The sequence below is a fragment of the Variovorax paradoxus genome, assembly GCF_029919115.1.
In the GTDB taxonomy this organism is placed as follows: domain Bacteria; phylum Pseudomonadota; class Gammaproteobacteria; order Burkholderiales; family Burkholderiaceae_C; genus Variovorax; species Variovorax paradoxus_O.
The window spans coordinates 5250303-5271145 of the sequence record NZ_CP123990.1 but is presented as its reverse complement, the minus strand read 5'-3'; the positions used below and the strand labels follow the sequence as shown (position 1 = coordinate 5271145).

At 66.1% G+C, this 20843-nt stretch carries 21 protein-coding genes; 8 read left to right on the top strand and 13 right to left on the bottom strand.

Features of this window, described 5'->3' with window-relative positions:
- Nucleotides 1-20: 20 nt before the first annotated feature.
- The 3 genes from QHG62_RS25200 to QHG62_RS25190 all read right to left on the bottom strand — a co-directional run bounded on the left by QHG62_RS25200 (nucleotide 21) and on the right by QHG62_RS25190 (nucleotide 2926).
- The gene (locus tag QHG62_RS25200) at nucleotides 21-989 is read right to left on the bottom strand and encodes a ribonuclease Z (RefSeq protein ID WP_281148326.1); all 969 of its coding nucleotides are present in this window, start codon (nucleotides 987-989) and stop codon (nucleotides 21-23) included.
- Complete coding sequence (locus QHG62_RS25195) at nucleotides 983-1639, bottom strand: zinc-ribbon domain-containing protein (protein WP_281148325.1); 657 nt, start codon at nucleotides 1637-1639, stop codon at nucleotides 983-985. Before QHG62_RS25195 ends, QHG62_RS25200 begins: the two co-directional genes overlap by 7 nt.
- A 63-nt stretch (nucleotides 1640-1702) precedes the next feature.
- Nucleotides 1703-2926 (bottom strand): RtcB family protein, encoded by a 1224-nt coding sequence (locus QHG62_RS25190; RefSeq protein ID WP_281148324.1) that lies wholly within the window; start codon nucleotides 2924-2926, stop codon nucleotides 1703-1705.
- A 365-nt stretch (nucleotides 2927-3291) separates the two neighbouring features.
- On the opposite strand from QHG62_RS25190, the gene QHG62_RS25185 reads away from it, so the two are divergent.
- Entirely contained in the window at nucleotides 3292-3444 is a 153-nt protein-coding gene (locus tag QHG62_RS25185) for a hypothetical protein (protein WP_281148323.1), read from the top strand.
- 185 nt (nucleotides 3445-3629) lie between these two features.
- Here QHG62_RS25185 and QHG62_RS25180 read toward each other — a convergent pair whose 3' ends face one another.
- A complete protein-coding gene (locus tag QHG62_RS25180; protein WP_281148322.1) occupies nucleotides 3630-5183 on the bottom strand; it encodes a vWA domain-containing protein in 1554 nt (517 codons plus the stop codon).
- Between the two features lie 215 nt (nucleotides 5184-5398).
- Between QHG62_RS25180 and rtcR the strand changes: the two genes are divergently transcribed.
- From rtcR to QHG62_RS25165, 3 genes are all read left to right on the top strand, one after another.
- On the top strand, nucleotides 5399-7012 hold the full coding sequence (gene rtcR / locus QHG62_RS25175; RefSeq protein ID WP_281148321.1) for an RNA repair transcriptional activator RtcR: 1614 nt from the start codon (nucleotides 5399-5401) through the stop codon (nucleotides 7010-7012).
- Between the two features lie 69 nt (nucleotides 7013-7081).
- Nucleotides 7082-8029, top strand: coding sequence for an ornithine cyclodeaminase family protein (locus QHG62_RS25170; protein WP_281148320.1), 948 nt, complete (start codon nucleotides 7082-7084; stop codon nucleotides 8027-8029).
- Nucleotides 8030-8164: 135 nt separating this feature from the next.
- A complete protein-coding gene (locus QHG62_RS25165) occupies nucleotides 8165-8416 on the top strand; it encodes a hypothetical protein (protein ID WP_281148319.1) in 252 nt (83 codons plus the stop codon).
- Between the two features lie 53 nt (nucleotides 8417-8469).
- On the opposite strand, the gene QHG62_RS25160 is transcribed toward QHG62_RS25165, so the two are convergent.
- The 3 genes from QHG62_RS25160 to QHG62_RS25150 are packed head-to-tail and all read right to left on the bottom strand — an operon-like array spanning nucleotide 8470 to nucleotide 12126.
- Entirely contained in the window at nucleotides 8470-10260 is a 1791-nt protein-coding gene (locus tag QHG62_RS25160; protein ID WP_281148318.1) for a cytochrome c biogenesis protein DipZ, read from the bottom strand.
- A 28-nt stretch (nucleotides 10261-10288) separates the two neighbouring features.
- Nucleotides 10289-11674: an ATP-binding protein gene (locus QHG62_RS25155; RefSeq protein WP_281148317.1), complete on the bottom strand. Its 1386-nt coding sequence runs from the start codon at nucleotides 11672-11674 to the stop codon at nucleotides 10289-10291.
- A 32-nt stretch (nucleotides 11675-11706) separates the two neighbouring features.
- A complete protein-coding gene (locus QHG62_RS25150; protein WP_281148316.1) occupies nucleotides 11707-12126 on the bottom strand; it encodes an organic hydroperoxide resistance protein in 420 nt (139 codons plus the stop codon).
- Nucleotides 12127-12334: 208 nt separating this feature from the next.
- Between QHG62_RS25150 and QHG62_RS25145 the strand changes: the two genes are divergently transcribed.
- On the top strand, nucleotides 12335-13075 hold the full coding sequence (locus QHG62_RS25145; RefSeq protein WP_281148315.1) for a response regulator: 741 nt from the start codon (nucleotides 12335-12337) through the stop codon (nucleotides 13073-13075).
- Between the two features lie 87 nt (nucleotides 13076-13162).
- On the opposite strand, the gene QHG62_RS25140 is transcribed toward QHG62_RS25145, so the two are convergent.
- Nucleotides 13163-13747, bottom strand: a complete 585-nt coding sequence (locus QHG62_RS25140; RefSeq protein WP_281148314.1) for a thioredoxin family protein — start codon at nucleotides 13745-13747, stop codon at nucleotides 13163-13165.
- A 240-nt stretch (nucleotides 13748-13987) separates the two neighbouring features.
- Here QHG62_RS25140 and QHG62_RS25135 point away from each other — a divergent pair, with 240 nt between their 5' ends.
- Nucleotides 13988-14221 (top strand): hypothetical protein, encoded by a 234-nt coding sequence (locus QHG62_RS25135; RefSeq protein ID WP_281148313.1) that lies wholly within the window; start codon nucleotides 13988-13990, stop codon nucleotides 14219-14221.
- A 10-nt stretch (nucleotides 14222-14231) separates the two neighbouring features.
- On the opposite strand, the gene soxR is transcribed toward QHG62_RS25135, so the two are convergent.
- The 4 genes from soxR to QHG62_RS25115 all read right to left on the bottom strand — a co-directional run bounded on the left by soxR (nucleotide 14232) and on the right by QHG62_RS25115 (nucleotide 17406).
- Nucleotides 14232-14720 carry a redox-sensitive transcriptional activator SoxR gene (gene soxR / locus QHG62_RS25130; RefSeq protein ID WP_281148312.1) on the bottom strand — a complete coding sequence of 163 codons (489 nt, stop codon included), beginning with the start codon at nucleotides 14718-14720 and terminating at the stop codon, nucleotides 14232-14234.
- A gap of 97 nt (nucleotides 14721-14817) precedes the next feature.
- The gene (gene pcaF / locus QHG62_RS25125; protein ID WP_281148311.1) at nucleotides 14818-16023 is read right to left on the bottom strand and encodes a 3-oxoadipyl-CoA thiolase; all 1206 of its coding nucleotides are present in this window, start codon (nucleotides 16021-16023) and stop codon (nucleotides 14818-14820) included.
- A 31-nt stretch (nucleotides 16024-16054) separates the two neighbouring features.
- Nucleotides 16055-16708, bottom strand: a complete 654-nt coding sequence (locus tag QHG62_RS25120; RefSeq protein WP_281148310.1) for a 3-oxoacid CoA-transferase subunit B — start codon at nucleotides 16706-16708, stop codon at nucleotides 16055-16057.
- Nucleotides 16705-17406, bottom strand: a complete 702-nt coding sequence (locus tag QHG62_RS25115) for a 3-oxoacid CoA-transferase subunit A (RefSeq protein ID WP_281148309.1) — start codon at nucleotides 17404-17406, stop codon at nucleotides 16705-16707. The genes QHG62_RS25120 and QHG62_RS25115 overlap by 4 nt, the downstream gene beginning before the upstream one ends.
- 138 nt (nucleotides 17407-17544) lie before the next feature.
- On the opposite strand from QHG62_RS25115, the gene QHG62_RS25110 reads away from it, so the two are divergent.
- Nucleotides 17545-18348: an IclR family transcriptional regulator domain-containing protein gene (locus QHG62_RS25110; RefSeq protein WP_281148308.1), complete on the top strand. Its 804-nt coding sequence runs from the start codon at nucleotides 17545-17547 to the stop codon at nucleotides 18346-18348.
- 17 nt (nucleotides 18349-18365) lie between these two features.
- Here QHG62_RS25110 and QHG62_RS25105 read toward each other — a convergent pair whose 3' ends face one another.
- The gene (locus QHG62_RS25105) at nucleotides 18366-19382 is read right to left on the bottom strand and encodes a Bug family tripartite tricarboxylate transporter substrate binding protein (RefSeq protein WP_281148307.1); all 1017 of its coding nucleotides are present in this window, start codon (nucleotides 19380-19382) and stop codon (nucleotides 18366-18368) included.
- A gap of 240 nt (nucleotides 19383-19622) precedes the next feature.
- On the opposite strand from QHG62_RS25105, the gene QHG62_RS25100 reads away from it, so the two are divergent.
- Complete coding sequence (locus QHG62_RS25100; protein WP_281148306.1) at nucleotides 19623-20771, top strand: L,D-transpeptidase Cds6 family protein; 1149 nt, start codon at nucleotides 19623-19625, stop codon at nucleotides 20769-20771.
- Nucleotides 20772-20843: the final 72 nt, after the last annotated feature.

Sequence of the window (20843 nt, the reverse complement as noted above, 5' to 3'; positions counted from 1 at the left end):
TCTTCTTGCCGGCGGTTTTTTCAATCATCCGATCGGCCACGGGTGACAGCCACGTTGCCGGCGCTGTCGAGTTCAAAAACGTCCAGGTCGCTGGCCAGGAACGCGTGGCCGCTGTAGTGGGCCTGGGTTTCCGCCATCAGCGCCGCCATCCCTTCGTCGTTCTGGTGGCGGGGGCTCAGGTGCGTCAGCACCAGGTTGGGCACTTTGGCGGATTGCGCAAACTCGGCCACCAAGCGCGCGGAGCTGTGCATGGGCCCGGGGCCAACCTTGTCGAGCGCCTCCTGCGTGTAGGTGGCTTCGTGCACCAGCAGTTGAGCGCCTTCGCAAGCCGCGCGCAGCAGCGCAGGCTCGGAGTTGTCGCCGCCAAGCACCGCACTTGCCGTGTCGATTTGCGTCTCCGCAAAGTCGGCACTGCGCAGCACCGCGCCGTTGAAAGGTACGTCTTCGCCGTTCTGCAGCGCGCGCCATGCGGGGCCGGGCGGCAGGCCGGCGGCACGCAGCGCATCGGCCTTCAGCCGCACGCGCCGGGTTTCGACCTGCACGCGGTAGGCGTGGCTGGGCACCCGGTGCCGCAGCACATGGCGCTCAATGCGAAGGCCCGGGGCTTCGTACACCAGCGCGTCGGTTTCCAGATCGACATGCTCCACTTCGTACGGCAGATGCAGGTCCGTCAACCGGCGCGTGGCTTCGAACCACCGCCACACCGGCAGCGGCGCGATCAGCTTCAGCGGTCTGGTGCGCTTGCCCATGCCCGCGCTGGCGAGCAGGCCCGGCAAGCCGTAGCAATGATCACCGTGCACGTGCGTGATGCAGACCGCCGCCATGTCGTGCAAGGACAGCCGGGTCTGCTGCAGCCTGTGCTGCGTGCCTTCGCCGCAGTCGACAAGGAACCAGTCGGCACCGAGCACGGTCTGCACCGCAAGGCCGGAGACGTTGCGCTGGCGCGTAGGGACTCCTGAGGACGTGCCCAGGAAGGTGAGCTTCAACATTCCCGACTCCCCTCCTCGGCCCTGTGCGCCAGTGCCTTCGTCGCGGCGTCCGCTGCTTCGCGTTCCCACGTGCCATAGCTGCTTGTGCGGTTCGCTGCAAATGCCTGCAGCCGCCCGATCTGCTCGGGCCCGCCCCACTGACCCATGACTTCGATGGCGACCACGCGCAGGCTCCGCCACTTGCTTTGCAGGGCAGACTCCACTAGCGCGAGCGCGTCGGCGCCAGGCTTTTGCGTGGCGAGCGCACGCAGCCGGCCTACCTCCTCGCCCAGCAGGTTGGCGCCTTCGTTCCGAAGCGCTGCATCACGCAAGGCGCGGCGGGTCTGCCGGCATGCACGGCATCGCACGGCGTGGCTGTACACCGAGCCTTGCGCAACCTCATGCCACCACTTCTGCTGCTTTGCCGTCCACACCTCCTGGGCGCGGCAATCGCGACAAGTAAAGGCCTGGTCGAGATAGAAATCCGGCACCTCGCCGAAGGTGGTGTTGTAGTGCGCGAGCCGCGACTTGTCGGCCATGACCATGCCAGGCACGAGTCCGCCCGCCGAGAGCTGACGGGCGTCCTGCGTGCGCAGCTGCGCCTTCAGCGCGGTGGCGCGTTCGAGGCGGTGCGCCTTGATTTCGGCGCGGCGTTGCTTGTTGCTTTTCATTGTTATTTACTCGATTGCCGTTGCACACGCCCGCGCCCCTCGTCCTCGGACCAGCGCGGGCTTCTAACCCTTCACGCAAACCACCTGCTTGAGTGTGTAGACCACTTCCACCAGGTCCTTCTGCGCTTCCATCACCGCGTCGATGTCCTTGTAGGCCATCGGAATCTCGTCGATCACATCGGCGTCCTTGCGGCATTCGACACCCTCGGTCGCGGCGATCTGGTCTGCGATGGTGAAGAGCTTCTTCGCCTTGGTGCGGCTCATCTTTCGGCCCGCGCCGTGGCTGCAGCTCATGAAGCTCTCGGGGTTGCCCTTTCCGCGCACGATGTAGCTCTTGGCCCCCATGCTGCCGGGGATGATCCCGAGTTCGCCGGCCTTCGCGCTCACCGCACCCTTGCGCGTGACGAGCACGTCTTCGCCGAAGTGCGTCTCGCGGCTCACATAGTTGTGGTGGCAGTTCACCGCTTCCACATGCGCCTCGAACGGCTTGGCGATGACCTTGCGCGCGGCCGCGACCACGCGCTGCATCATCACCTCGCGGTTGGCACGCGCGAACTTCTGCGCCCAGCCCACCGCGCGCACGTAGTCGCCGAAGTACTTGGCGCCTTCTTCGAAGTACGCCAGGTCCTGGTCGGGCAGGTTGCGCTGGTGCAGTTCGGCGTCCTTCTTCGCGAGTTCGATGAAGTGCGTGCCGATGGCATTGCCCACGCCACGCGACCCCGAGTGCAGCATGAACCACACCGCGCCCGCCTCGTCGAGGCACACCTCGATGAAGTGGTTGCCGGTACCCAGCGTGCCCAGGTGCTTGTGGTTGTTGGTGTTCTTCAGGCGCGGGTAGTCCTCGCAGATCAGGTCGAACTCATCCACCAGCCTGGCCCAGGCCGCATCGGTTTCATCGGGCGGCGTTTCCCACGAGCCCTTGTCGCGGCCCATGCGCTTGGGGTTCGATCCGTGCGGCACGGCCTTCTCGATCGCAGAACGCAGCGGGCCCAGGTTGTCGGGCAGGTCGCGCGCGTTGAGCGTGGTCTTGCAGGCCATCATTCCGCAGCCGATGTCCACGCCCACCGCGGCGGGGATGATGGCCTTGAAGGTCGGGATCACCGAGCCCACGGTGGCGCCGATGCCGTAGTGCACGTCGGGCATGGCCGCGATGTGCTTGAACACGATGGGCAGGCGCGCCGCGTTCTCGAGCTGCTTCTGCGCCTCGTCTTCCACGGGCACACCGTTCGTCCACATCTTGACGGGGACGCCGTTGGCTACCTGGTGCAGTTTGTAGTTCTGTTCCATTTTCTTTTCTCTCTGACTGTCTATCTATCTATTCTTGCAACTGAATGGTGGACACGGTGGGATTCGAACCCACATCAATACGGCGACCATGGTGTTTGAGTCCGATGGCCCAGTCGACGATTGGAAACGCGCGCCAGTGGCAGACCCGTCATCGGAGCCAGCACCTGCATCCTCAACCTTGCTCGTCGACCGGCTTTCCCGCCGCATCCGGTGCTACCCGGCCTGCCGGCAATAACAACATTTTTGGCAGTGGCGCTCCCTTCTGTGCCTGCGTGCCCGCTATACAAAAAAGAGGTGACGAGGAGCGACGGGTCGTCAACTGAGCTATCTGCCGAAACAGACCGGGGTCTGGACCCGGGACCTTCATGGCCAAGACCATGACGCTCTATCCTGTAAACCCGCCTGCATTCACCTCAAAACAAAAAAGCAGCGACAAAAATCGGCGAAACAGTCGTGCTCTACCACTGAGCTACGGTCTTGCGACCGGCGGGATTCGAACCCGCGACCCCGAGCGTTGAAGGCTGTAGTTCCGCCAGCATTCGCTGCAAAAAACCTCATCCCCGTTCGGCGACCAACAATCGATGCGAGGAAGAACATGGTTGGATGTACTCGCATCTGCATTCGCCGAACGACGACGTTCAATTCATTTCGAGCCGGGCACCATGGGCCGAAACCCGCGGCGCCCTTCTCTCTTTTTCTTCTCTCAGATCGAAGTCTCTTCGATCACGCCCACCCAGTGGTCGGCGCCCAGGCCGCCCGCGGCATACACCGCCAGCAGCTTGAACACTTCGTCGCTGAAGCCGCCGATGTTCAGCACATCGCCGCGCTCCTGCGCCTGGGTGGTCGCATAGGGCTGGATGTCGATGCACACCAGCCGCGCCTTGGGGTTGCGCTGCTTGAACGCCTCCCACTCCTGCATGGTGGCCGTACCCCGGCCACGTGCACGGTCGGCCCACGATTCGTTGTCCGACACCAGCACCACCAGGTCCGCCTGCGCCTTCTCCTTGTTCAGCAGCGCCAGCGGCGCGCTGCACGAGGTACCGCCGCCGCCCACCGCCGCCAGCTTGGCTGCGTTGGTCATCACCGAATCGCGCGGATTCAGCGCGAGCGACACCACCTTCGTTTCGAAGGGCAGCACACGCGCATCCGCATTGCGGCGCAGCACGGCGGCAGCCACCAGCGCGGCCACGTCGATGCAGCGCACCGCTGTGGTCGCAGAACCGCGGTGGCCCGTCACCGGCGAGCTCATGGAGCCCGACACGTCGGGGCACACCACCACGCGGCCGTCGAACACCGGCACGTTGGCCAGTGCGAGTTCCATCGCATCCTGCAGCGCCTCTTTCACCACATGCGGCACCTCGGCGCCGGTTGCGGTGTAAGCCGCCATCAACTGGTACGGCAGCACGCGCGCCTTGGCCACTGCTTGCGGGTCACGCAGCTTGGCAGCCACCGCTTCAGCAAGACCGGGCAGCTCGAACACGCCGTGGCGCGCAAAGGTGTTCAGGTTCTGACGCACCATCTGCCACGATCCGCGCTGCGCGATCTGCGCCCAGGCCTGCGCGTCCAGTTCCAGCGCGGTCAGCATCTGGAACGGCACGTCGGGCACCGCTTGCGCACGGTCGCGCTTGAAGCGTTCGAAAGCCTGCGTCACGGGAGGCAGAGCCTCCAGCGCATACGGACGATCGATGAGCCATGCAAACCATGCGGCGCGCCAGGCTTCGGCGGGCTTGGGGTGAACCATCTTCACCACGTCGGCCAGCGAGGGCGTGTTGCCCACGGCGGCGTTCAGCAGCTGCGCCTCGGTTGCTTCGAGCAGCCATTGCTGCACGAGCTTCTTCGGACGCGTGCCGAGCGACTTGCGGCCCACCGCGCCGGAACGCAGCATCTGCACGAAGTTGCGCAGCATCTTGCCGTTGTCGACCACGCGGCCGAACACCTTGGCGAGCAGTGCCACGTCGCGCACCGCCAGCGTGGCGGCCAGCAGCGCGGGCATGTCCTTCATGTGGCCGGCGCGGCGTGCGTACACGGCCGTCTTGGCGACGAACAGCGGATCGACCTCGCGGGCGAGGGCCAGTACGGTGTCGAGTTGGTCTTGCGCCTGTGCATAGAAGGTGCTGTTGAGGCAACCGGTGGCCGCGAGCTGCGCCAGTTGGTGCTTTGGCGACAGCGCGTAGGCCGCGCCGCCCGCTTCGTTGAGCGTGTCGGCCGAAGGCAGCAGCGCGCCGCGCAGGGTCTGGAAGAGTTGAAGGTTGGCCATGTGACTTCTCCTTGTGGCGTTCTTTTTGTTCGTTCGTTTCTTGGATGTGTGATCCTTATTGCAACGGGTGTGCCAGGCAGCGGCTTCGCAACGCCAGCTGAATTCAAGTTGTTGATCTGAAACAGATTTTTCTGTTTCCTGCTGCCCGCACCAAAATTTGTCAGTCTCAAATGGACGGCGGTTCTTATAATTTTGGATAGTCATTTATCCCAAACATGAAGAAATCCACCGTCGTCATCGGCTTTCTCGGCACTCAGCTCGACGCCGGCCAAGGCACAGGCCGCTGGGAAAAGTGGCGCCCCACCGTCTCGCTCGCGCAGCACGAGGACATGGTGATCTCGCGCATGGAGCTGCTCTACACGCTCAAGCACAAGGCGCTGGCCGAAGTGGTCAAGGCCGATATCGCCACCGTCTCGCCCGAGACCACCGTCAACCTGGTGCCGCTCGACCTTGCGGACCCGTGGGATTTCGGCGAGGTGTACGCGCGCCTCTACGACTGGGCGCGCAGCTACACCTTCGACACCGAACGCGAGCAGTACTGGACGCACATCACCACCGGTACGCACGTGGCTCAGATCTGCATGTTCCTGCTGGCCGAATCGCGGGTGATTCCGGGCGTGCTTGCGCAGACCTCGCCGCCCAAGCGGCAGCGCGCGGGCAACCCGGGCGAAGTGGCGCTGATCGACCTCGACCTGTCGCGCTACGACGCGATTGCGCGGCGCTTCGACGCCGAGCAGCGCGACGCGGTGGCCTTCCTGAAGAGCGGCATCGCCACGCGCAATGCGCGCTTCAACGCGCTCATCGACGAGATCGAACGCGTGGCGGTGCGCTCGCGCGCGCCGATCTTGCTGGTGGGGCCAACCGGTGCGGGCAAATCCTTCCTGGCGCGGCGCATGTTCGAGCTGAAGCAGGCGCGGCACCAGATGACGGGACCGTTCGTGGAGGTGAATTGCGCCACGCTTCGGGGCGACGGCGCCGCATCCACCTTGTTCGGCCACAAGAAAGGCGCGTTCACCGGCGCGGCGGGCGAGCGAGCGGGCCTGCTGCGCACGGCGCACCAGGGCGCGCTGTTTCTCGATGAGATCGGCGAGCTCGGGCTCGACGAACAGGCCATGCTGCTCAAGGCCATTGAAGAGAAGCGCTTCTTTCCGGTCGGCGCCGACAAGGAAGTGGAGAGCGACTTCCAGCTCATTGCGGGCACGAACCGCGACTTGCGCAGCGACGTGGCGGCCGGTCGCTTTCGCGAAGACCTGTTCGCCCGCATCAACCTCTGGACCTACGACCTGCCGGGCCTGGCAAAGCGGCCGGAAGACATCGAGCCCAACCTCGACCACCTGCTGGCCATTCACGCGGCCGAAAACAACCGCGTGGTGCGCTTCAACGCCGAGGCCCGCGCGGCCTACCTGCGTTTTGCACAAAGCGCCGAGGCGCTGTGGTGCGGCAACTTCCGCGACCTTTCGGCCAGCGTGACGCGGCTCGCCACGCTGGCGGACGGCGGGCGCATTCCGGTCGCGCTGGTCGAAGCCGAGATTGCGCGGCTTCGGTGGCTGTGGAACCGCGAAGGCCCAGAAGGCCAAAGCGGCGGCGCTGCGGATGTGGACCTCGATGCGCTGCTGGGCGACGAGCGTGCTGCCGCCCTCGACCTGTTCGACCGGCTGCAATTGGAGGCGGTGGTGCGTGTGTGCCGTGATTCGCGCAGCCTGTCGGACGCGGGGCGCCAGCTTTTCCAAGCGTCGCGCGCGCAGCGCAGTGTGGTGAACGATGCCGACCGGCTGCGAAAGTACCTTGCCAAGCACGGCCTCGAATGGAGCCGCATTGCCGCGGGCTGAGCTATCCTCCGCCGAAATGGCGAGCGCATTGGCCGAATTCTTCGACGCCGCGCTGCAACCACGGCAACCATGAAGCACTTCGACGAAATCGCCACCCGCGAGCCGCTGGTCTTTGCGCGGCTCGTGCCTGCGCTGCGAGCCGCCTTCGCGGCCGAGGCGCAGGTGCCGCCGCGGCATGTGCACAGCATCGAGACGGCCGGCGGAAACAAGGGCACCGTGCTCATCATGCCGGCGTGGAGCGAAGCGGGGTTCCTCGGCATCAAGACCATCAACGTCTTTCCGGGCAACGGCGCGCGCGGCCTGCCCGGCCTGCATGCCACCTATGTGCTGTACGACGCGCGCACCGGAGTGCCGCTGGCAATGATGGACGGCAACGAGCTCACCGCGCGCCGCACGGCGGCCGCATCGGCGCTGGGCGCAGCATTTCTGGCGCGGGCCGATGCACGCCGGCTGCTGGTGGTGGGCACCGGCCGCATCGCCAGGCTGCTGCCCGCCGCGCATGCGAGCGTGCGGCCCATCGACGAGGTGCAGGTGTGGAATCACCGGCCCGAAGGCGCCGAGGCCCTGGCCGCGCAATGGCGCGAAGAGGGTTTGAATGCCCGCGCCGTCACCGCGCTCGAAACGGCCGTGCGGCAAGCCGACATCGTGAGTTGCGCCACTCTCGCGACCGAGCCGCTGGTGCGCGGCGAATGGCTGAGTCCGGGCTCGCACCTGGACCTGATCGGCAGCTTCACCCCCGCCATGCGCGAGGCCGATGCCCGCTGCTTTGCGGGCGCCCGCACCTTCGTCGACACCACCGAAGCATTGCAGAAAGCGGGCGACCTGCTCGACGCGATAGCGGCCGGCACGCTGCGCGCCGATGAGGTGCAGGGCACGCTTGCCGCACTCTGCCGGGGCGAGCGTACGGGCCGCACGGACAACGGCGAGCGCACCGTTTTCAAGGCGGTGGGCAGCGCGCTGGAAGACCTGACGGCCGCCACGCTGGTGTGGCGGCACGCCGAATCGACATCAGCCTAAGGCTTAAGGCCTAGAAAACCGCGGCTGTTTGCCGGGATGGATAGCCATTTACTGACAAACACATACGTCAAGCGGCTGATGGCACGCCTCTTGCGCCATGGCTAACCTGATGCCCATATTCCAGAGGCCAGCCCCATGCTCACCATTTTTCAGAAAGCCACCATCCTCAGCAAAGCAGGTTTCGAGGTTCCCGACTGCCCTGCGGAAGACTCGTCGGCAACGTCGACCAACGCGGTTTCTCAAAAGATGCACGAATGGGGCAAGGCCATCGAGACGATGTACGTAGCCTACGTGGCCGCCCGCGCAGCCAAGAGCCTGCGGGACGCCGAAGAGTCGCGCCAGACCGACATGCTGCGCCGGCTCTCCTTGACCGCCTGGGCGGCGTAAAAGTCCTTTTGCCCGTTTCGCCTTTTCGCCGGCCGCCCGGTCCGCACCAACGCTCAGCCGAAGGTAAACGCGTAGGCCTGTGCGCCCGCGTCGAGAAACTCGATCTCGAACAGCCTGTCTTTCCCGTTGGTCCCATTGGCGGACTGGCGCACCAGCTGATAGAGCTTCTGCGCATCGACCACCCCATAGCCCTGCGCGTCGGTGTCGGCGCCGTGATCCGCAAGCGGCGGCTTGCCGTCCACCAGCACCCTGAATCGCACCGGCTTGCCGTTGGCCGCGGGACCGAGCACCAGGTGCAGGTCGCGCGCCTGAAAGCGATAGGCGATGCGGCCGTTGGCACTGTTGAGCACGGCGCGCTCGGCCTCCACGGTCCAGTCGCCGGCCAGCGCCCATTGGTTGGTGCGCAGCGAAGAGGCCGCGTGGTAGACCTTTGCGTGATCTCGCACCAGGCCGCCCGGCGAGGCAAAACCGTGCGCACGCTCGTGGCCCACGTAGGTTTCGCCGGACAAGGCAGGCTCGAGGCCGGGCTGCGCCTGGGTACCCTGCCCTGATGGCGCGACCAGCCCCGCAGGGATGCGGGCCTGCCCCGCCTCGGCCAGCAGCTGCTGGATGACCTGCTCGGCCTTGTCGTAGCGGCCCTCCCCCAACTGATGGTGGCGGATGCGGCCTTCGGCATCGATGAAGTAGAACGCCGGCCAGGCATTGTTTTCGAAGGCGCGCCAGATCGCGAAGTCGTTGTCCGTGGCCACGGGAAAGCCGATGCCCAGGTCCTTGGTCGCCCTGCGCACGTTGGCCGAACGCTTCTCGAACGCGAACTCCGGCGTATGCACGCCCAGCACCACAAGGCCCGCATCCTTGTACTTCTCGGCCCATGCGTTGAGGTAGGGCAACGTGCGCAGGCAGTTGATGCACGAATAGGTCCAGAAGTCGACCAGCACCACCTTGCCGCGCAGCGCCTCGGGCGTGAGCGGCGGGGAGTTGATCCATTCGGTGGCGCCCGCCAGCGAAGGAAAGTTGCCTTCGACCTTGAGCTGGCGCGCAGGCGCGGCGGCCGTGCGGTGGTCCGACACTCGCAAGAAGCCTGCATCTTCCTGCACCGCAACCGGCTCGGCGTGCGGCGTGCCCGGCTTGATCTTGTCCACCAGCGCCTGCTCCAGCGCCGACGTGGTGCCGACCGACAGGCGTGCGAGCAAGCCCGTGTCCAGCCCCAGTGCGATGGCGCCCACGCCCACCAGCACGGCCGCGCCGGCGGCGCGCCGCACCCATTCGCCGGTGTGCAGCGACCGCTTCATGACAGAGAACACGCGCCCGCCGAACAGCAGCGCGGCCGCCAGCGACGTGCACGCACCCGCGGCATAGGCGAGCAGCAGCAGCGAGGTACCCACGCTCGCGCCATTGAGCGCCGCGCCGGTCAGGATGAGGCCGAGGATCGGGCCCGCGCACGGTGCCCAGAGCAGGCCCGTGCCCACGCCCAGCATGAGCGGCGAGAACACCGAGCCCGGCGCGGCATTGCCCTGCGTCGCGGACATGCGCACGCCCATCGCAACCAAGGGCCGGCTCATGCGGTCGGCAATGCCGGGAAACAGCAGCGTGACGCCGAACAGCGCAAGCATTGCGATGGCGGCATAGCGCCCGTATTCATTGAGCGTGACGATCCAGCCTCCGCCCACCGCTGCCAGCGTGGCAACGGCGGCAAATGCCAGCGCCATGCCCAGCAGCATCGGCAGGCCATGCGAACGAAACGGGCGGTCGGCGCGCGCGAACACGAAAGGCAGCACCGGCAGGATGCAGGGGCTCAATATGGTGAGCACGCCGCCCAGGTAGGCAATGAGGAGGATGAGCATGATCGGGGTCGTCCGTGAAAGGATGTGTTCAGTGCGCGGGCGCGGTGCCCAGCGTGAGCCGGGCCTCCAGCCCGCCTTCGGCGCGGTTGTTCAGCGTGAGCTCGGCGCCCATGGCCATGGCAAGCTGGTGCGCAATGGCCAGGCCCAGGCCGGTTCCGCCGGTGCTGCGGTTGCGCGAGCTCTCGACGCGGTAGAAGGGCTTGAGCACCGCCTCGAGCTCGTCGGGCGGAATGCCCGGTCCGTTGTCGAGCACGGCCACCACCAGCTTGCCGCCCTCGGCATGAACCTGCACGCGCACGTCGGTGCCGAACTTCAGCGCGTTGTCGATCAGGTTCATCAAGATCCTGCGCAGCGCGTTGGGTCGGCTCACGATGGGCGCGCCGGCCTTGCCTTCGAGCCGCACCTGCTGGCCCACGTCTTCATAGTCGGCCACCATGCTCTCGAGCAGCGCGTCGGCATCGATGCGCAGCGGCGGCTCGGTTGCGCCGTGCAGCGTGCGTGCGTAGGTAACGCCTTCGCGCACAAGGGAGTTCATCGCGTCCAGGTCTTGCCGGAACTTCTCGCGGTCCTGCTCGTTGTCCATCAGGTCGGTGCGAAGGCGCATGCGGGTGATGGGCGTCTGCAGGTCGTGCGAAATGGCCGCAAGGATTTCGACCCGCTCGGCCATGTAGCCCGCGATGCGCTGCTGCATGGCGTTGAAGGCGCGCGCCGCATGCGCGACTTCGCTGGGACCGTCTTCCGCGAGCGCCTGGCCTTTGAGGTCGGGGCCCAGCTCGTCGGCCGCGGCGGACAGTTGCGCAAGCGGCCGTGTGACCAGCCTCACCGCATACCAGGCGCAAACGGCCAGCACCAGCAGCTGCACGACAAGCAGCCACATCACCCAGCCCGACACAGGCATGCCCACGCGCCTGGCATGCACCACCACCGAAGACCCGTCGCCCAGCCGCACCTGAATCTGCAGCCCCTCGGGCGGCCAGGCCACCTCTCCCACCTTGACGATCTCGAACGGGCGCATCGCTTCGGTAATGGCTGCGGCAAACTGGCGCGAAGCGGGCGAGCCGGGCTCGGTACCATCCGCGCTGCCGCCCAGCACAAAGCGGTAGTTGCGCCGCTCCAGCCGGTCGAGCCAGCTTGCGCGCTCGGCCGCGGGAAGGCGGTCGAGAATGGCGACCGAACTGGCGATGTCTCGCTCGATGCCGATCATCATCAGCTCGCGAAGCGCCATGTTCCGCTCGTAGCGGATCGCGGCGAAAGTGAGCAGTTGCGCAACGGCCAGGCCCACCACGATGATCAGTGTCACGCGGTAGAACAGCGAACCCGGCAGCAGCCTGCGCCACCCCTCGGCGGCACTAGCGGCATTCGCGAGATTCGCGGCACGGGCCGTGTTCGCGGAAGGGTTCGCAGGAGTGGGCATGGGCGCTTTCTTCTATGGGCGGCGTGACCGGGTCACACCAGGTTGATGGCAACGTCGATATTGCCTCGGGTGGCCTTGGAGTATGGGCAGGTCTGGTGCGCCGCGTCGGTCAGTGCCCGTGCCACTTCGCGGTCGAGGCCCGGCAGGCTCACGTTCAGGCGCGCCTGCAAGAAATACTCGCTGCCGGCCATGCCCAGGTCGACTTCCGCGTCCACCGCCAGGTCGGGCGGCAGCGTGACTTTCATCTTGCCGGCCGCCTTGCCCATGGCCCCGATGAAGCAGGCAGACCAGCCGGCGGCAAACAGCTGTTCGGGGTTGGTGCCGGCGCCGGCGCTGCCGGGCGAAGAGAGCTTGATGTCCAGGCGGCCGTCGGAGCTGCGCGCTTCGCCGTCGCGGCCGCCCGAAGAGGTGTGGGTCTTGCCGGTGTAGAGGACTTTTTCGATGCGGGTCATGGTGATTCCTTGATGAAGGTTGACATACGTTGGTTTGCGAACGAACGGATTGTTGGGCCGCCCCTGCCCTGCCAACCCGCATTGCGTATGCCTATGTATCCGCGCAAGAAATCAACACACTACGTTTCACTGTTCGCAGCCTTCGGGCGGCGGTGACGCTACATTGCGGCTGCGGCGCCTTCCGCACCATCCTTTCCTGTTCATTGCCATGACACCCAAGACTTCCGATCACATCCTCATCGTCGACGACGACCGGGAAATCCGCGAGCTGCTCACCACCTACCTGGTGAAGAACGGTCTGCGGGTGGTCGCGGTGCCCACCGGGCGCCACATGCGCGCCGCGCTCGAAGAGTCGGGCCCGTTCGACCTGATCATTCTCGATTTGATGCTGCCCGGCGAAGACGGGCTCACGCTGTGCCGCGATCTGCGCACCGGCAAGTACAAGGCCACGCCCATCCTGATGCTGACCGCACGCAGCGAGGAGGCCGACCGCATCCTGGGCCTGGAGATGGGCGCCGACGACTACCTGGCCAAGCCCTTTTCGGCGCGCGAACTGCTCGCGAGGCTGCGCGCCGTGATGCGCCGCACCCGCATGCTGCCGCCCAACATGAATGCCGCCGAGCCGGCGCAGAAGCTGGCGTTCGGCAAGTGGGAGGTCGACACCGTGGCCCGCCACCTCATCGACGAAAGCGGCGTGATGGTGGCGCTGAGCGGCGCCGAGTACCGGCTGCTGCGCGTGTTTCTGGACCACCCGCAGAAGGTGCTGAGCCGCGACCAGTTGCTGAGCCTGACCCAGGGCCGCGAGGCCGAGCTCTTCGAGCGCTCCATCGACCTGCTCGTGAGCCGGCTGCGGCAGCGGCTGCGCGACGATGCGCGCGAGCCGCGCTACATCAAGACCGTGCGGAGCGAAGGCTACGTCCTCGCTTCGTCGGTCGAGGCGAAAGACTGACCGACGCAATGCACTGGCAGCTGGTCGGGTTGCGCACCTCGTGCGCCACCCCGCCCGCAAAAAAGAGCAGCGCAAACCAGAGCTTCTTCATTTGGCGCTCCCGACCGGCGCCGCGCCAGTAAGTGCGGCGCCAGAGGGTTCCGCAAGCAGCGCCTGGATCTTCTTCTCGGTGGCGCCGTAGCTGCCCTCTCCAAAATGCGAGTAGGCAATGCGCCCCTCCTTGTCGATCAGGTACACGGCCGGCCAATACTGGTTGTTGAAGGCCCGCCAGGTGCCGTAGCTGTTGTCCTGCGCCACGGCGTGCCTGATCTGCAGGCGCTCGATGGCGTCCTTCACGTTCTTCGTCGATTTCTCGAACGCGAACTCGGGCGTGTGCACGCCCACCACGGTCAAGCCCTTGTCCTTGTACTTCTCGTGCCACTCCTTCACGTGGGGCAGGTGGTTGAGGCAGTTGATGCAGGTGTAGGTCCAGAAGTCGACCAGCACTACCTGGCCGCGCAACGCCTCGAGCTTGAGCGGCGGCGAGTTGAGCCATGTGTCGATGTTCTGGAACTCCGGCGCGGGGCGCACCACGCCCGCGGGCGTGTCGCCGCCGAGGCGTGGCGCGGCAAACGTCAGTGCGCCCACCGACGCGGCAATGGCCGCACCGATGGCAATGAGGGAGAGCTTCATGGTGATTCCTTCGGGCGATGCGCAAGGGCGCAGTTGATGACCCGTGGATTGTTTTTCGCCCACCGGCCACACGGCCCACATTGCGTATGCCAGTGTGTCGAGACCGGGAAACCAACACACTACGTTGCACAGCGACGGTCGCCCGCGCCCGGCTTCGGAGCACCGATCACCCATGAGTCGCAGGGCTTCTCGACCCGTCGGCTTGACCTCAAGTTAGGTTGAGGAAGCACATTGCGTCGCATGAACAGTGACCAGCAACCCTCCGGCCGTCCAGGCCGCATCGAGCAGGCGCTCGAAATCCATCGAAGCATTGCCGCATGCAATGAGTACCTTGCGCGCAGCGGCGACGTTCATTCGTTGACGGCGGCATTGATGCTGCCTTGCTACCGCGTCGAGTTCGGCCGGCTGACGCTCGCGATGTCCGCCGCGGAGAAGAACGAGCTGATGTCGTTGCTCCCCGCCGGGACGCAGTGACGCGGCCTTTTCAGTCTTCGGCCGGCTCGAGCCTGACCATCAGTCGGCGTGCGCCCGGCCCTTGCGAGGCCAGCTTGTCGGCGGGATTGCGGAGGCGGCATCGGTCGATGGACAGGCAGCCGCAGCCGATGCAGTCGTCCAGCGTGTCGCGCAGCTTCTTGAGCTGGGCCATGCGCTCGTCCAATTCCGCGCGCCACGCGGCCGAAAGCCGCGCCCAGTCGGCTCGGCTGGGCGCGGCGGAGGTGGGAAGCGTGGCAAGGGCGTCGGCGATGTCGGCCAGCGCAATGCCCACGCGCTGCGCCACGCGGATGAAGGCCACGCGCCGGAGCACGTCACGTGCATAGCGGCGGTGGTTGCTCGGCGCCCGATGGCTCGCAATGAGCCCCTTCGATTCGTAGAAATGAAGGGTGGACACGGGCACCCCACTGCGCTGCGCGACCTCGCCCACCGAAAGGGTGGGCGAAAAGTCGGGCGGTTCTGCTGGCTTGGATTTCTTCATCGAGACCTCTCGATCTCGACTTTAGTTGAGGTTTTGCTTCGCGCAAAAACCCGCCTGGCGAATCAGGCCAGGCAGCAGGCCACGCAGTGGCGGTTCGTCAGACGCGTTCCAGGATCACGGCAATGCCCTGCCCCACGCCGATGCACATGGTGCATAGCGCGTAGCGGCCGCCGCCCTTGTGCAGCTGGTTGACGGCTGTTGTGGCAAGGCGTGCGCCGCTGGCACCCAGCGGGTGGCCGAGCGCAATGGCGCCGCCGTTGATGTTGACGCGTGCGTCGTCGTCCTTCAGGCCGAGCAGGCGCAGCACGGCAAGGCCCTGGGCTGCGAAGGCTTCGTTGAGTTCGATGACGTCGATCTGGTCGAGCTTGAGGCCGGTGAGCGCCAGCACCTTCTGCGTGGCGGGTGCGGGGCCAATGCCCATGATGCGCGGCGCAACGCCGGCCGTCGCCATGCCGACCACGCGGGCACGAGGCGTGAGGCCGTGCTTGGCGGCGCTGGCTTCGTCGGCCAGCAGCAGCGCGCAGGCGCCGTCGTTCACGCCGCTGGCGTTGCCCGCGGTCACGGTGCCGTCGGGGCGCACCACACCCTTGAGCTTGGCGAGCGATTCCATGCTGGTTTCACGCGGATGCTCGTCCTTGTTGACGATGATCGCATCGCCCTTTTTCTGCGGCACGGTCACGGGCACGATCTCGGCGTCGAAGAAGCCGGACTTCTGCGATGCAACGGCGCGCAGCTGCGAGTTGAGCGCCATCAGGTCTTGCGCCTCGCGCTCGATCTTGTAGTCGGTGGCCACGTTCTCGGCCGTTTCGGGCATGGAGTCGACGCCGTACTGCGCCTTCATGAGCTTGTTGACGAAGCGCCAGCCGATGGTGGTGTCGTACACCGCGTTGTTGCGACTGAACGCACTTTCGGCCTTGGGCATGACAAACGGTGCGCGGCTCATGCTTTCCACGCCGCCTGCAATCATGAGGCCGGCTTCGCCCGCGCGGATGGCGCGCGCCGCGGTGCCCACGGCATCGAGGCCGGAGCCGCACAGGCGGTTGATGGTGGCGCCGCCGAGCTCGATCGGCAGGCCCGCCAGCAGCGCCGACATGCGCGCGACGTTGCGGTTGTCTTCGCCGGCCTGGTTGGCGCAGCCGTAGAGCACGTCGCTCACGGCTTGCCAGTCGACGTTCTTGTTGCGTTCCATCAGCGCCTTGAGGGGCACGGCGCCCAGGTCGTCGGTGCGCACGCTGCTGAGCGAACCGCCGTAGCGGCCGAAGGGTGTGCGAACGGCGTCGCAGATGAAGGCTTGGTTGGTCATGTCTTTTGTCTCAAAAGTGAATGAATCCGCTTCAGGCGGCAATGGGAAGGCCCACGAGCTTCTCGAGTTCTTCGCGGCTGAGGCCATCGACCAGGTCGACGAGCTTCAGGCCCTCTGGCGTGCATTCGAGCGTAGCAAGGTCGGAATACACCCGCTTCACGCAGCCGATGCCGGTGAGCGGATAGGTGCATTCCTGCACCAGCTTGCTTGCGCCCTGCTTGGTGAGCAGGTCCATCATTACCCAGGTCTGCTTGGCGCCGATGGCCAGGTCCATGGCCCCGCCCACGGCGGGAATGGCGTCTTTCTCGCCGGTGTGCCAGTTGGCAAGGTCGCCCGTGGCCGACACCTGGAAGGCGCCGAGCACGCAAATATCGAGATGGCCGCCGCGCATCATCGCGAAGCTGTCGGCATGGTGAAAGAACGAGCCGCCCGGCAGCAGCGTCACGGGCTGCTTGCCGGCGTTGATGAGGTCGTAGTCTTCTTCGCCGGCCGCGGGCGCGGGGCCCATGCCGAGAATGCCGTTCTCGCTTTGCAGGATGACCTCGCGGCCCGCTGGCAGGTGGTTGGCCACGAGCGTGGGCTGGCCGATGCCCAGGTTGACGACGGCGCCGTCGAAAATGTCCTGCGCCACGCGGGCGGCGAGCTGGTCCTTGGTCCGACGTTGGTAAGTGCTGCTCATGTTCATGCCGCCTTCTTGAAACCGCCGGCTTGCGTTGCCACGCGTTCGATGCGCACCACCTGGTGCACGAAGATGCCCGGGGTCACGATGGTCTCGGGGTCGAGCGTGCCGAGTTCGGCAATGTCGTGCACGGTGGCAATGGTCTTCTTCGAAGCCATGGCCATCACCGGGCCGAAATTGCGCGCGGCCTTGCGGTAGACCAGGTTGCCCCAGCGGTCGCCGCGCTCGGCCTTGATGAGCGCCACGTCGCCGTGGATGGGGTACTCGAGCACGTATTGCTTGCCGTCTATCTCGCGCGTTTCGCGGTCACCCGCGAGTTGCGTGCCGTAGCCCGTGGGGCAGAAGAAGGCGCCAATGCCGGCGCCCGCCGCGCGAATGCGCTCTGCCAGGTTGCCTTGAGGCACCAGCTCAAGCTCGAGCTTGCCGCTGCGGTAGAGCCCGTCGAACACCTGACTGTCGGCCTGGCGCGGAAAGCTGCAGATGATCTTGCGCACGCGGCCGGCCTTGAGCAGCGCGGCCAGGCCGGTTTCGCCGTTGCCGGCATTGTTGTTGACGACGGTGAGGTCCTTGGCGCCCTGCTCGACGAGGCCGTCGATGAGTTCGCCGGGAATGCCGGCGGTGCCGAAGCCGCCGATGAGAACCGTGGCGCCGTCCTGGATGCCTTCAAGGGCATCGGCGACCGAGCGCGCGATCTTGTTGATCATGAAGCCTGTCTCCGGGAGTGGGAAAAGAAACCGAACTGCCTGCGATCCGCCGAACAACCCGTCGAATTCGAGAACCGCCGATTTGTTCGTCTAAAGAACATTTGTTCGTATAATGAATTCTAAAGAGGATCACTCCACATGGCAACCCACGCTCTGAGAACCGGCTCGCCCACGGCACCCGAGGCACCCGCCCCCGGCGACAGCTACGTGCAATCGTTCGCGCGCGGCCTGCAGGTGATTCGCTCGTTCAGCGAAAGCGCCCCAAGGCAGACGCTGAGCGAGGTGGCGGCCGCGAGCGGGCTCACGCGGGCGGGCGCGCGGCGCATCCTGCTCACGCTGCAGACGCTGGGCTATGTGGTGACCGACGGCAAGCTCTTCACGCTCACGCCGCGCATCCTCGACCTGGGCTTTGCGTACCTCTCATCGATGCCCATATGGAACCGCGCGGAGCCCGTGATGGAAGCGTTGGTGCAGCAAGTGCAAGAGTCTTGCTCCGCCGCCGTGCTCGACGCGACCGACATCGTCTATGTGATGCGCGTGCCGACCAAGAAGATCATGCACATCAGCCTGGGCGTGGGCTCGCGGCTGCCGGCTTACTGCACCTCGCTAGGCAGGCTGCTGCTGGCCGACCTTGAAGACGACGAGGTGCGCGCCCGGCTCGAGGCCTCCGAGCGCGAGGCGCTCACCAAGCACACGGTGACCGACGTCGATGCGCTCATGACGAAGGTGGCGCAGGCGCGCAGGCAGCAGTGGTGCCTTGTGAACCAGGAGCTCGAGGAGGGCCTCATCTCGGTGGCCGCCCCCATCGTCGACAAGCAGGGCCGCATGGTGGCCGCGCTCAACATCAGCGGACAAGCCAACCGCACAAGCGCCAAGGTGATGCAGGAGACCATGCTCCCGGCGCTGATCGACGCCGCGAAGAAGGTCTCCCAACTGCTTTAGGTGCATCGGAGGGCGCGCTAGCCCTCCGACTGGATGCCCTTCATGATGATCACGCCGCCCAGGCGCGCCGTGTCGGAGCGCATGCGCTTGGCCAGCGCATCGGGCGTGCCCGGCTGAGCTTGCCAGCCTGTCTTGAGCAGCGCCTGGCTCACGTCGGGCGAGCTGGTCACCTCGACCAGCGCTGCATTGAGCTTGGCAACCGCAGCCGGCTTCATGCCTGCGGGCGCGGCCAGCGCGGTCCAGATCTCCAGGTCGGCGCCGCGCACGTCGGCGTCGCGGATGGTGGGCAGGTCGCCGGCCAGCGGGCTGCGCTCGGGCGACGTCACGCCAATGGCCTTGATCTTTCCGGACTTCACATGCGGCAGTGCCAGGCCGGGCGGCAGCAGCGCCAGCTGGATCTCGCCGGCCAGCAGGCCTGCAATGACCTGCGGGTTGCCGGTGTAGGGCTTGTGCTGCGCAGTAATGGCGGCGCGGCTCTTGATGAGCTCCATGCCCAAATGGCCCACCGTGCCCACGCCGGGCGTGCCGTACTTGCCGGTGCTGCTCAGGTTGCGCGTCCACAGCAGCAGGTCGGCCGCGGTCTTGCCGGGCGCATTGCCCGAAACCACCAGCACCAGCGGCGCGGTGCCGATCATGCCGACCGGCAGGAAGTCTTTCTCCGGATCGAAGCTGAGCTTGGGATTGAGCAGCTTCGCAATGGTGAGGTTGCCGTTGATCAACGCACCGATGGTGTGGTCGTCGGTGGCCTTGGCCACCTGGTCGGCCACGAGGTTGCCGCTGGCGCCGGGCTTGTTCTCGACCGTGACCGGCTGGCGCAGGATCTTCGACAGCGGCTCCGCAATGGCGCGCGCCGCAAGGTCGGGCGATGCGCCGGCGGGAAAGCCCACGAGGATGTGAACCGGCTTGGTAGGCCATGCGTCGCCGCCGGCCGCGCCGGCTGCGGCGCGCTGCTGCGCCAAGGAACCCGGCGCAAAAAGCGACGCGGCAAATGCTGCTGCGCCGCTTTCCAGCAAGCGGCGTTTGGTGATCTTCAAGGTGGCTCCAGAGAGTGAGGAACTGGGAGATTGCTGACAATCTGCTTACACAACGTTACATGATCAGGCTGCGTTACGCAAGTCGATGCGTATTCATCGATGTGGCCTTGCAAATGACCCCTTGACAGCCCGGGCTTTCGCGCATTGGCCCTCGGTGTTGCCGATGTATCCGCAAGTTAACTGCACACATACAATTCCTGCCGCATCTCTTCCTTACCCTCCTGCGAGGTCTCGTCCGCAATGCCCAAGAGCCCCCACCCGCGCGCCCGTTTCAGCTTTTCCCCTGCCGTGCGCGTACTGCTCCTGGCAAGCGCCTGCGGCATGGCATTGCCTGCACTCGCCGCGGCGGAGCACGACGAAGTCGACCGGCTCATGCAAGCCGGCAAGCTCGACGAAGCCATGGGCCGCGCCGACGCGTTCCTGAAGGACAAGCCGAAAGATCCACAGATGCGCTTTCTCAAGGGCGTGATCCAGCTCGACACCGGCAAGCGCGCCGAAGCCATTGCGGCCTTTACGCAACTCACGCAGGACGCACCCGAGCTGCCCGAGCCGTACAACAACCTTGCGGTGATCTACGCAAGCCAGAACCAGTTCGACAAGGCACGCAGCGCGCTCGAAAGTGCGATTCGCACCAACCCGAGCTATGCCACGGCGCAAGAGAACCTGGGCGACGTGTATGCGCGGCTGGCCAGCCAGGCCTACAGCAAGGCGTTGCAGCTCGACCAGAACAATACGGCGGTGCAGCCCAAGCTCGCGGTAATCCGCACCTTGTTCACTCCGGCGCCGGCTGGCGGCAAGCCGGCCGCAACGGCGGCGGCGGCAACGTCCGCCGTTGCGGCAACGCCCGCCGTTGTGGCAAAGGCACCCGTTGCGCCCGCCCCCGCCCCCGCACCCGTTCCGGTGCCGGCACCTGCGCCCGCTCCGGTCGCCAAGGCGGCGGCTCCCGCTCCGGCACCCGCCGTGGTCGCAAAGGCACCCGAAGCATCTGCGCCGCCTGCCTCTGCATCCGCACCCACGCCAGCCCCCGCGTCGGCAGCGGCCTCCGCCACCTCCGCAGCCGAAGTCGAATCTGCAGTTCGCGGCTGGGCCGCCGCATGGGCGGGCAAGGACATGGAGCGCTATCTCGCCGCCTACGGCCCCGACTTCAATCCAGGCGGCGGACAAAGCCGCAAGAGCTGGGAAGAGGAGCGCCGGGCGCGCATCGTGGGCAAGTCGAGCATCAGCGTGAACATCGAAAACCTGGTGATCGCCGTCAACGGGCAAGCCGCAACGGCCAAGTTCCGCCAGGTCTACCGGGCCGACAGCCTCAACATTTCGAGCCGCAAGACACTGGAGCTGCAGCGCTCCGGCAACCAATGGCAAATCCGCAAGGAAAGCGTCGGCGGATAGTGGCGGAGATCGTCCGGCGCGCCCGGCCACAGAACCTTCCGACGCAACGCGGCAGAAGCCGGCTTGCTGCAA

Coding starts and splice junctions, on each gene's coding strand:
- QHG62_RS25200 (WP_281148326.1), bottom strand. CDS start 989: ATGTTGAAGCTCACCTTCCTGGGCACGTCCTCAGGAGTCCCTACGCGC.
- QHG62_RS25195 (WP_281148325.1), bottom strand. CDS start 1,639: ATGAAAAGCAACAAGCAACGCCGCGCCGAAATCAAGGCGCACCGCCTC.
- QHG62_RS25190 (WP_281148324.1), bottom strand. CDS start 2,926: ATGGAACAGAACTACAAACTGCACCAGGTAGCCAACGGCGTCCCCGTC.
- QHG62_RS25185 (WP_281148323.1), top strand. CDS start 3,292: ATGGCCAAGACCATGACGCTCTATCCTGTAAACCCGCCTGCATTCACC.
- QHG62_RS25180 (WP_281148322.1), bottom strand. CDS start 5,183: ATGGCCAACCTTCAACTCTTCCAGACCCTGCGCGGCGCGCTGCTGCCT.
- rtcR (WP_281148321.1), top strand. CDS start 5,399: ATGAAGAAATCCACCGTCGTCATCGGCTTTCTCGGCACTCAGCTCGAC.
- QHG62_RS25170 (WP_281148320.1), top strand. CDS start 7,082: ATGAAGCACTTCGACGAAATCGCCACCCGCGAGCCGCTGGTCTTTGCG.
- QHG62_RS25165 (WP_281148319.1), top strand. CDS start 8,165: ATGCTCACCATTTTTCAGAAAGCCACCATCCTCAGCAAAGCAGGTTTC.
- QHG62_RS25160 (WP_281148318.1), bottom strand. CDS start 10,260: ATGCTCATCCTCCTCATTGCCTACCTGGGCGGCGTGCTCACCATATTG.
- QHG62_RS25155 (WP_281148317.1), bottom strand. CDS start 11,674: ATGCCCACTCCTGCGAACCCTTCCGCGAACACGGCCCGTGCCGCGAAT.
- QHG62_RS25150 (WP_281148316.1), bottom strand. CDS start 12,126: ATGACCCGCATCGAAAAAGTCCTCTACACCGGCAAGACCCACACCTCT.
- QHG62_RS25145 (WP_281148315.1), top strand. CDS start 12,335: ATGACACCCAAGACTTCCGATCACATCCTCATCGTCGACGACGACCGG.
- QHG62_RS25140 (WP_281148314.1), bottom strand. CDS start 13,747: ATGAAGCTCTCCCTCATTGCCATCGGTGCGGCCATTGCCGCGTCGGTG.
- QHG62_RS25135 (WP_281148313.1), top strand. CDS start 13,988: ATGAACAGTGACCAGCAACCCTCCGGCCGTCCAGGCCGCATCGAGCAG.
- soxR (WP_281148312.1), bottom strand. CDS start 14,720: ATGAAGAAATCCAAGCCAGCAGAACCGCCCGACTTTTCGCCCACCCTT.
- pcaF (WP_281148311.1), bottom strand. CDS start 16,023: ATGACCAACCAAGCCTTCATCTGCGACGCCGTTCGCACACCCTTCGGC.
- QHG62_RS25120 (WP_281148310.1), bottom strand. CDS start 16,708: ATGAACATGAGCAGCACTTACCAACGTCGGACCAAGGACCAGCTCGCC.
- QHG62_RS25115 (WP_281148309.1), bottom strand. CDS start 17,406: ATGATCAACAAGATCGCGCGCTCGGTCGCCGATGCCCTTGAAGGCATC.
- QHG62_RS25110 (WP_281148308.1), top strand. CDS start 17,545: ATGGCAACCCACGCTCTGAGAACCGGCTCGCCCACGGCACCCGAGGCA.
- QHG62_RS25100 (WP_281148306.1), top strand. CDS start 19,623: ATGCCCAAGAGCCCCCACCCGCGCGCCCGTTTCAGCTTTTCCCCTGCC.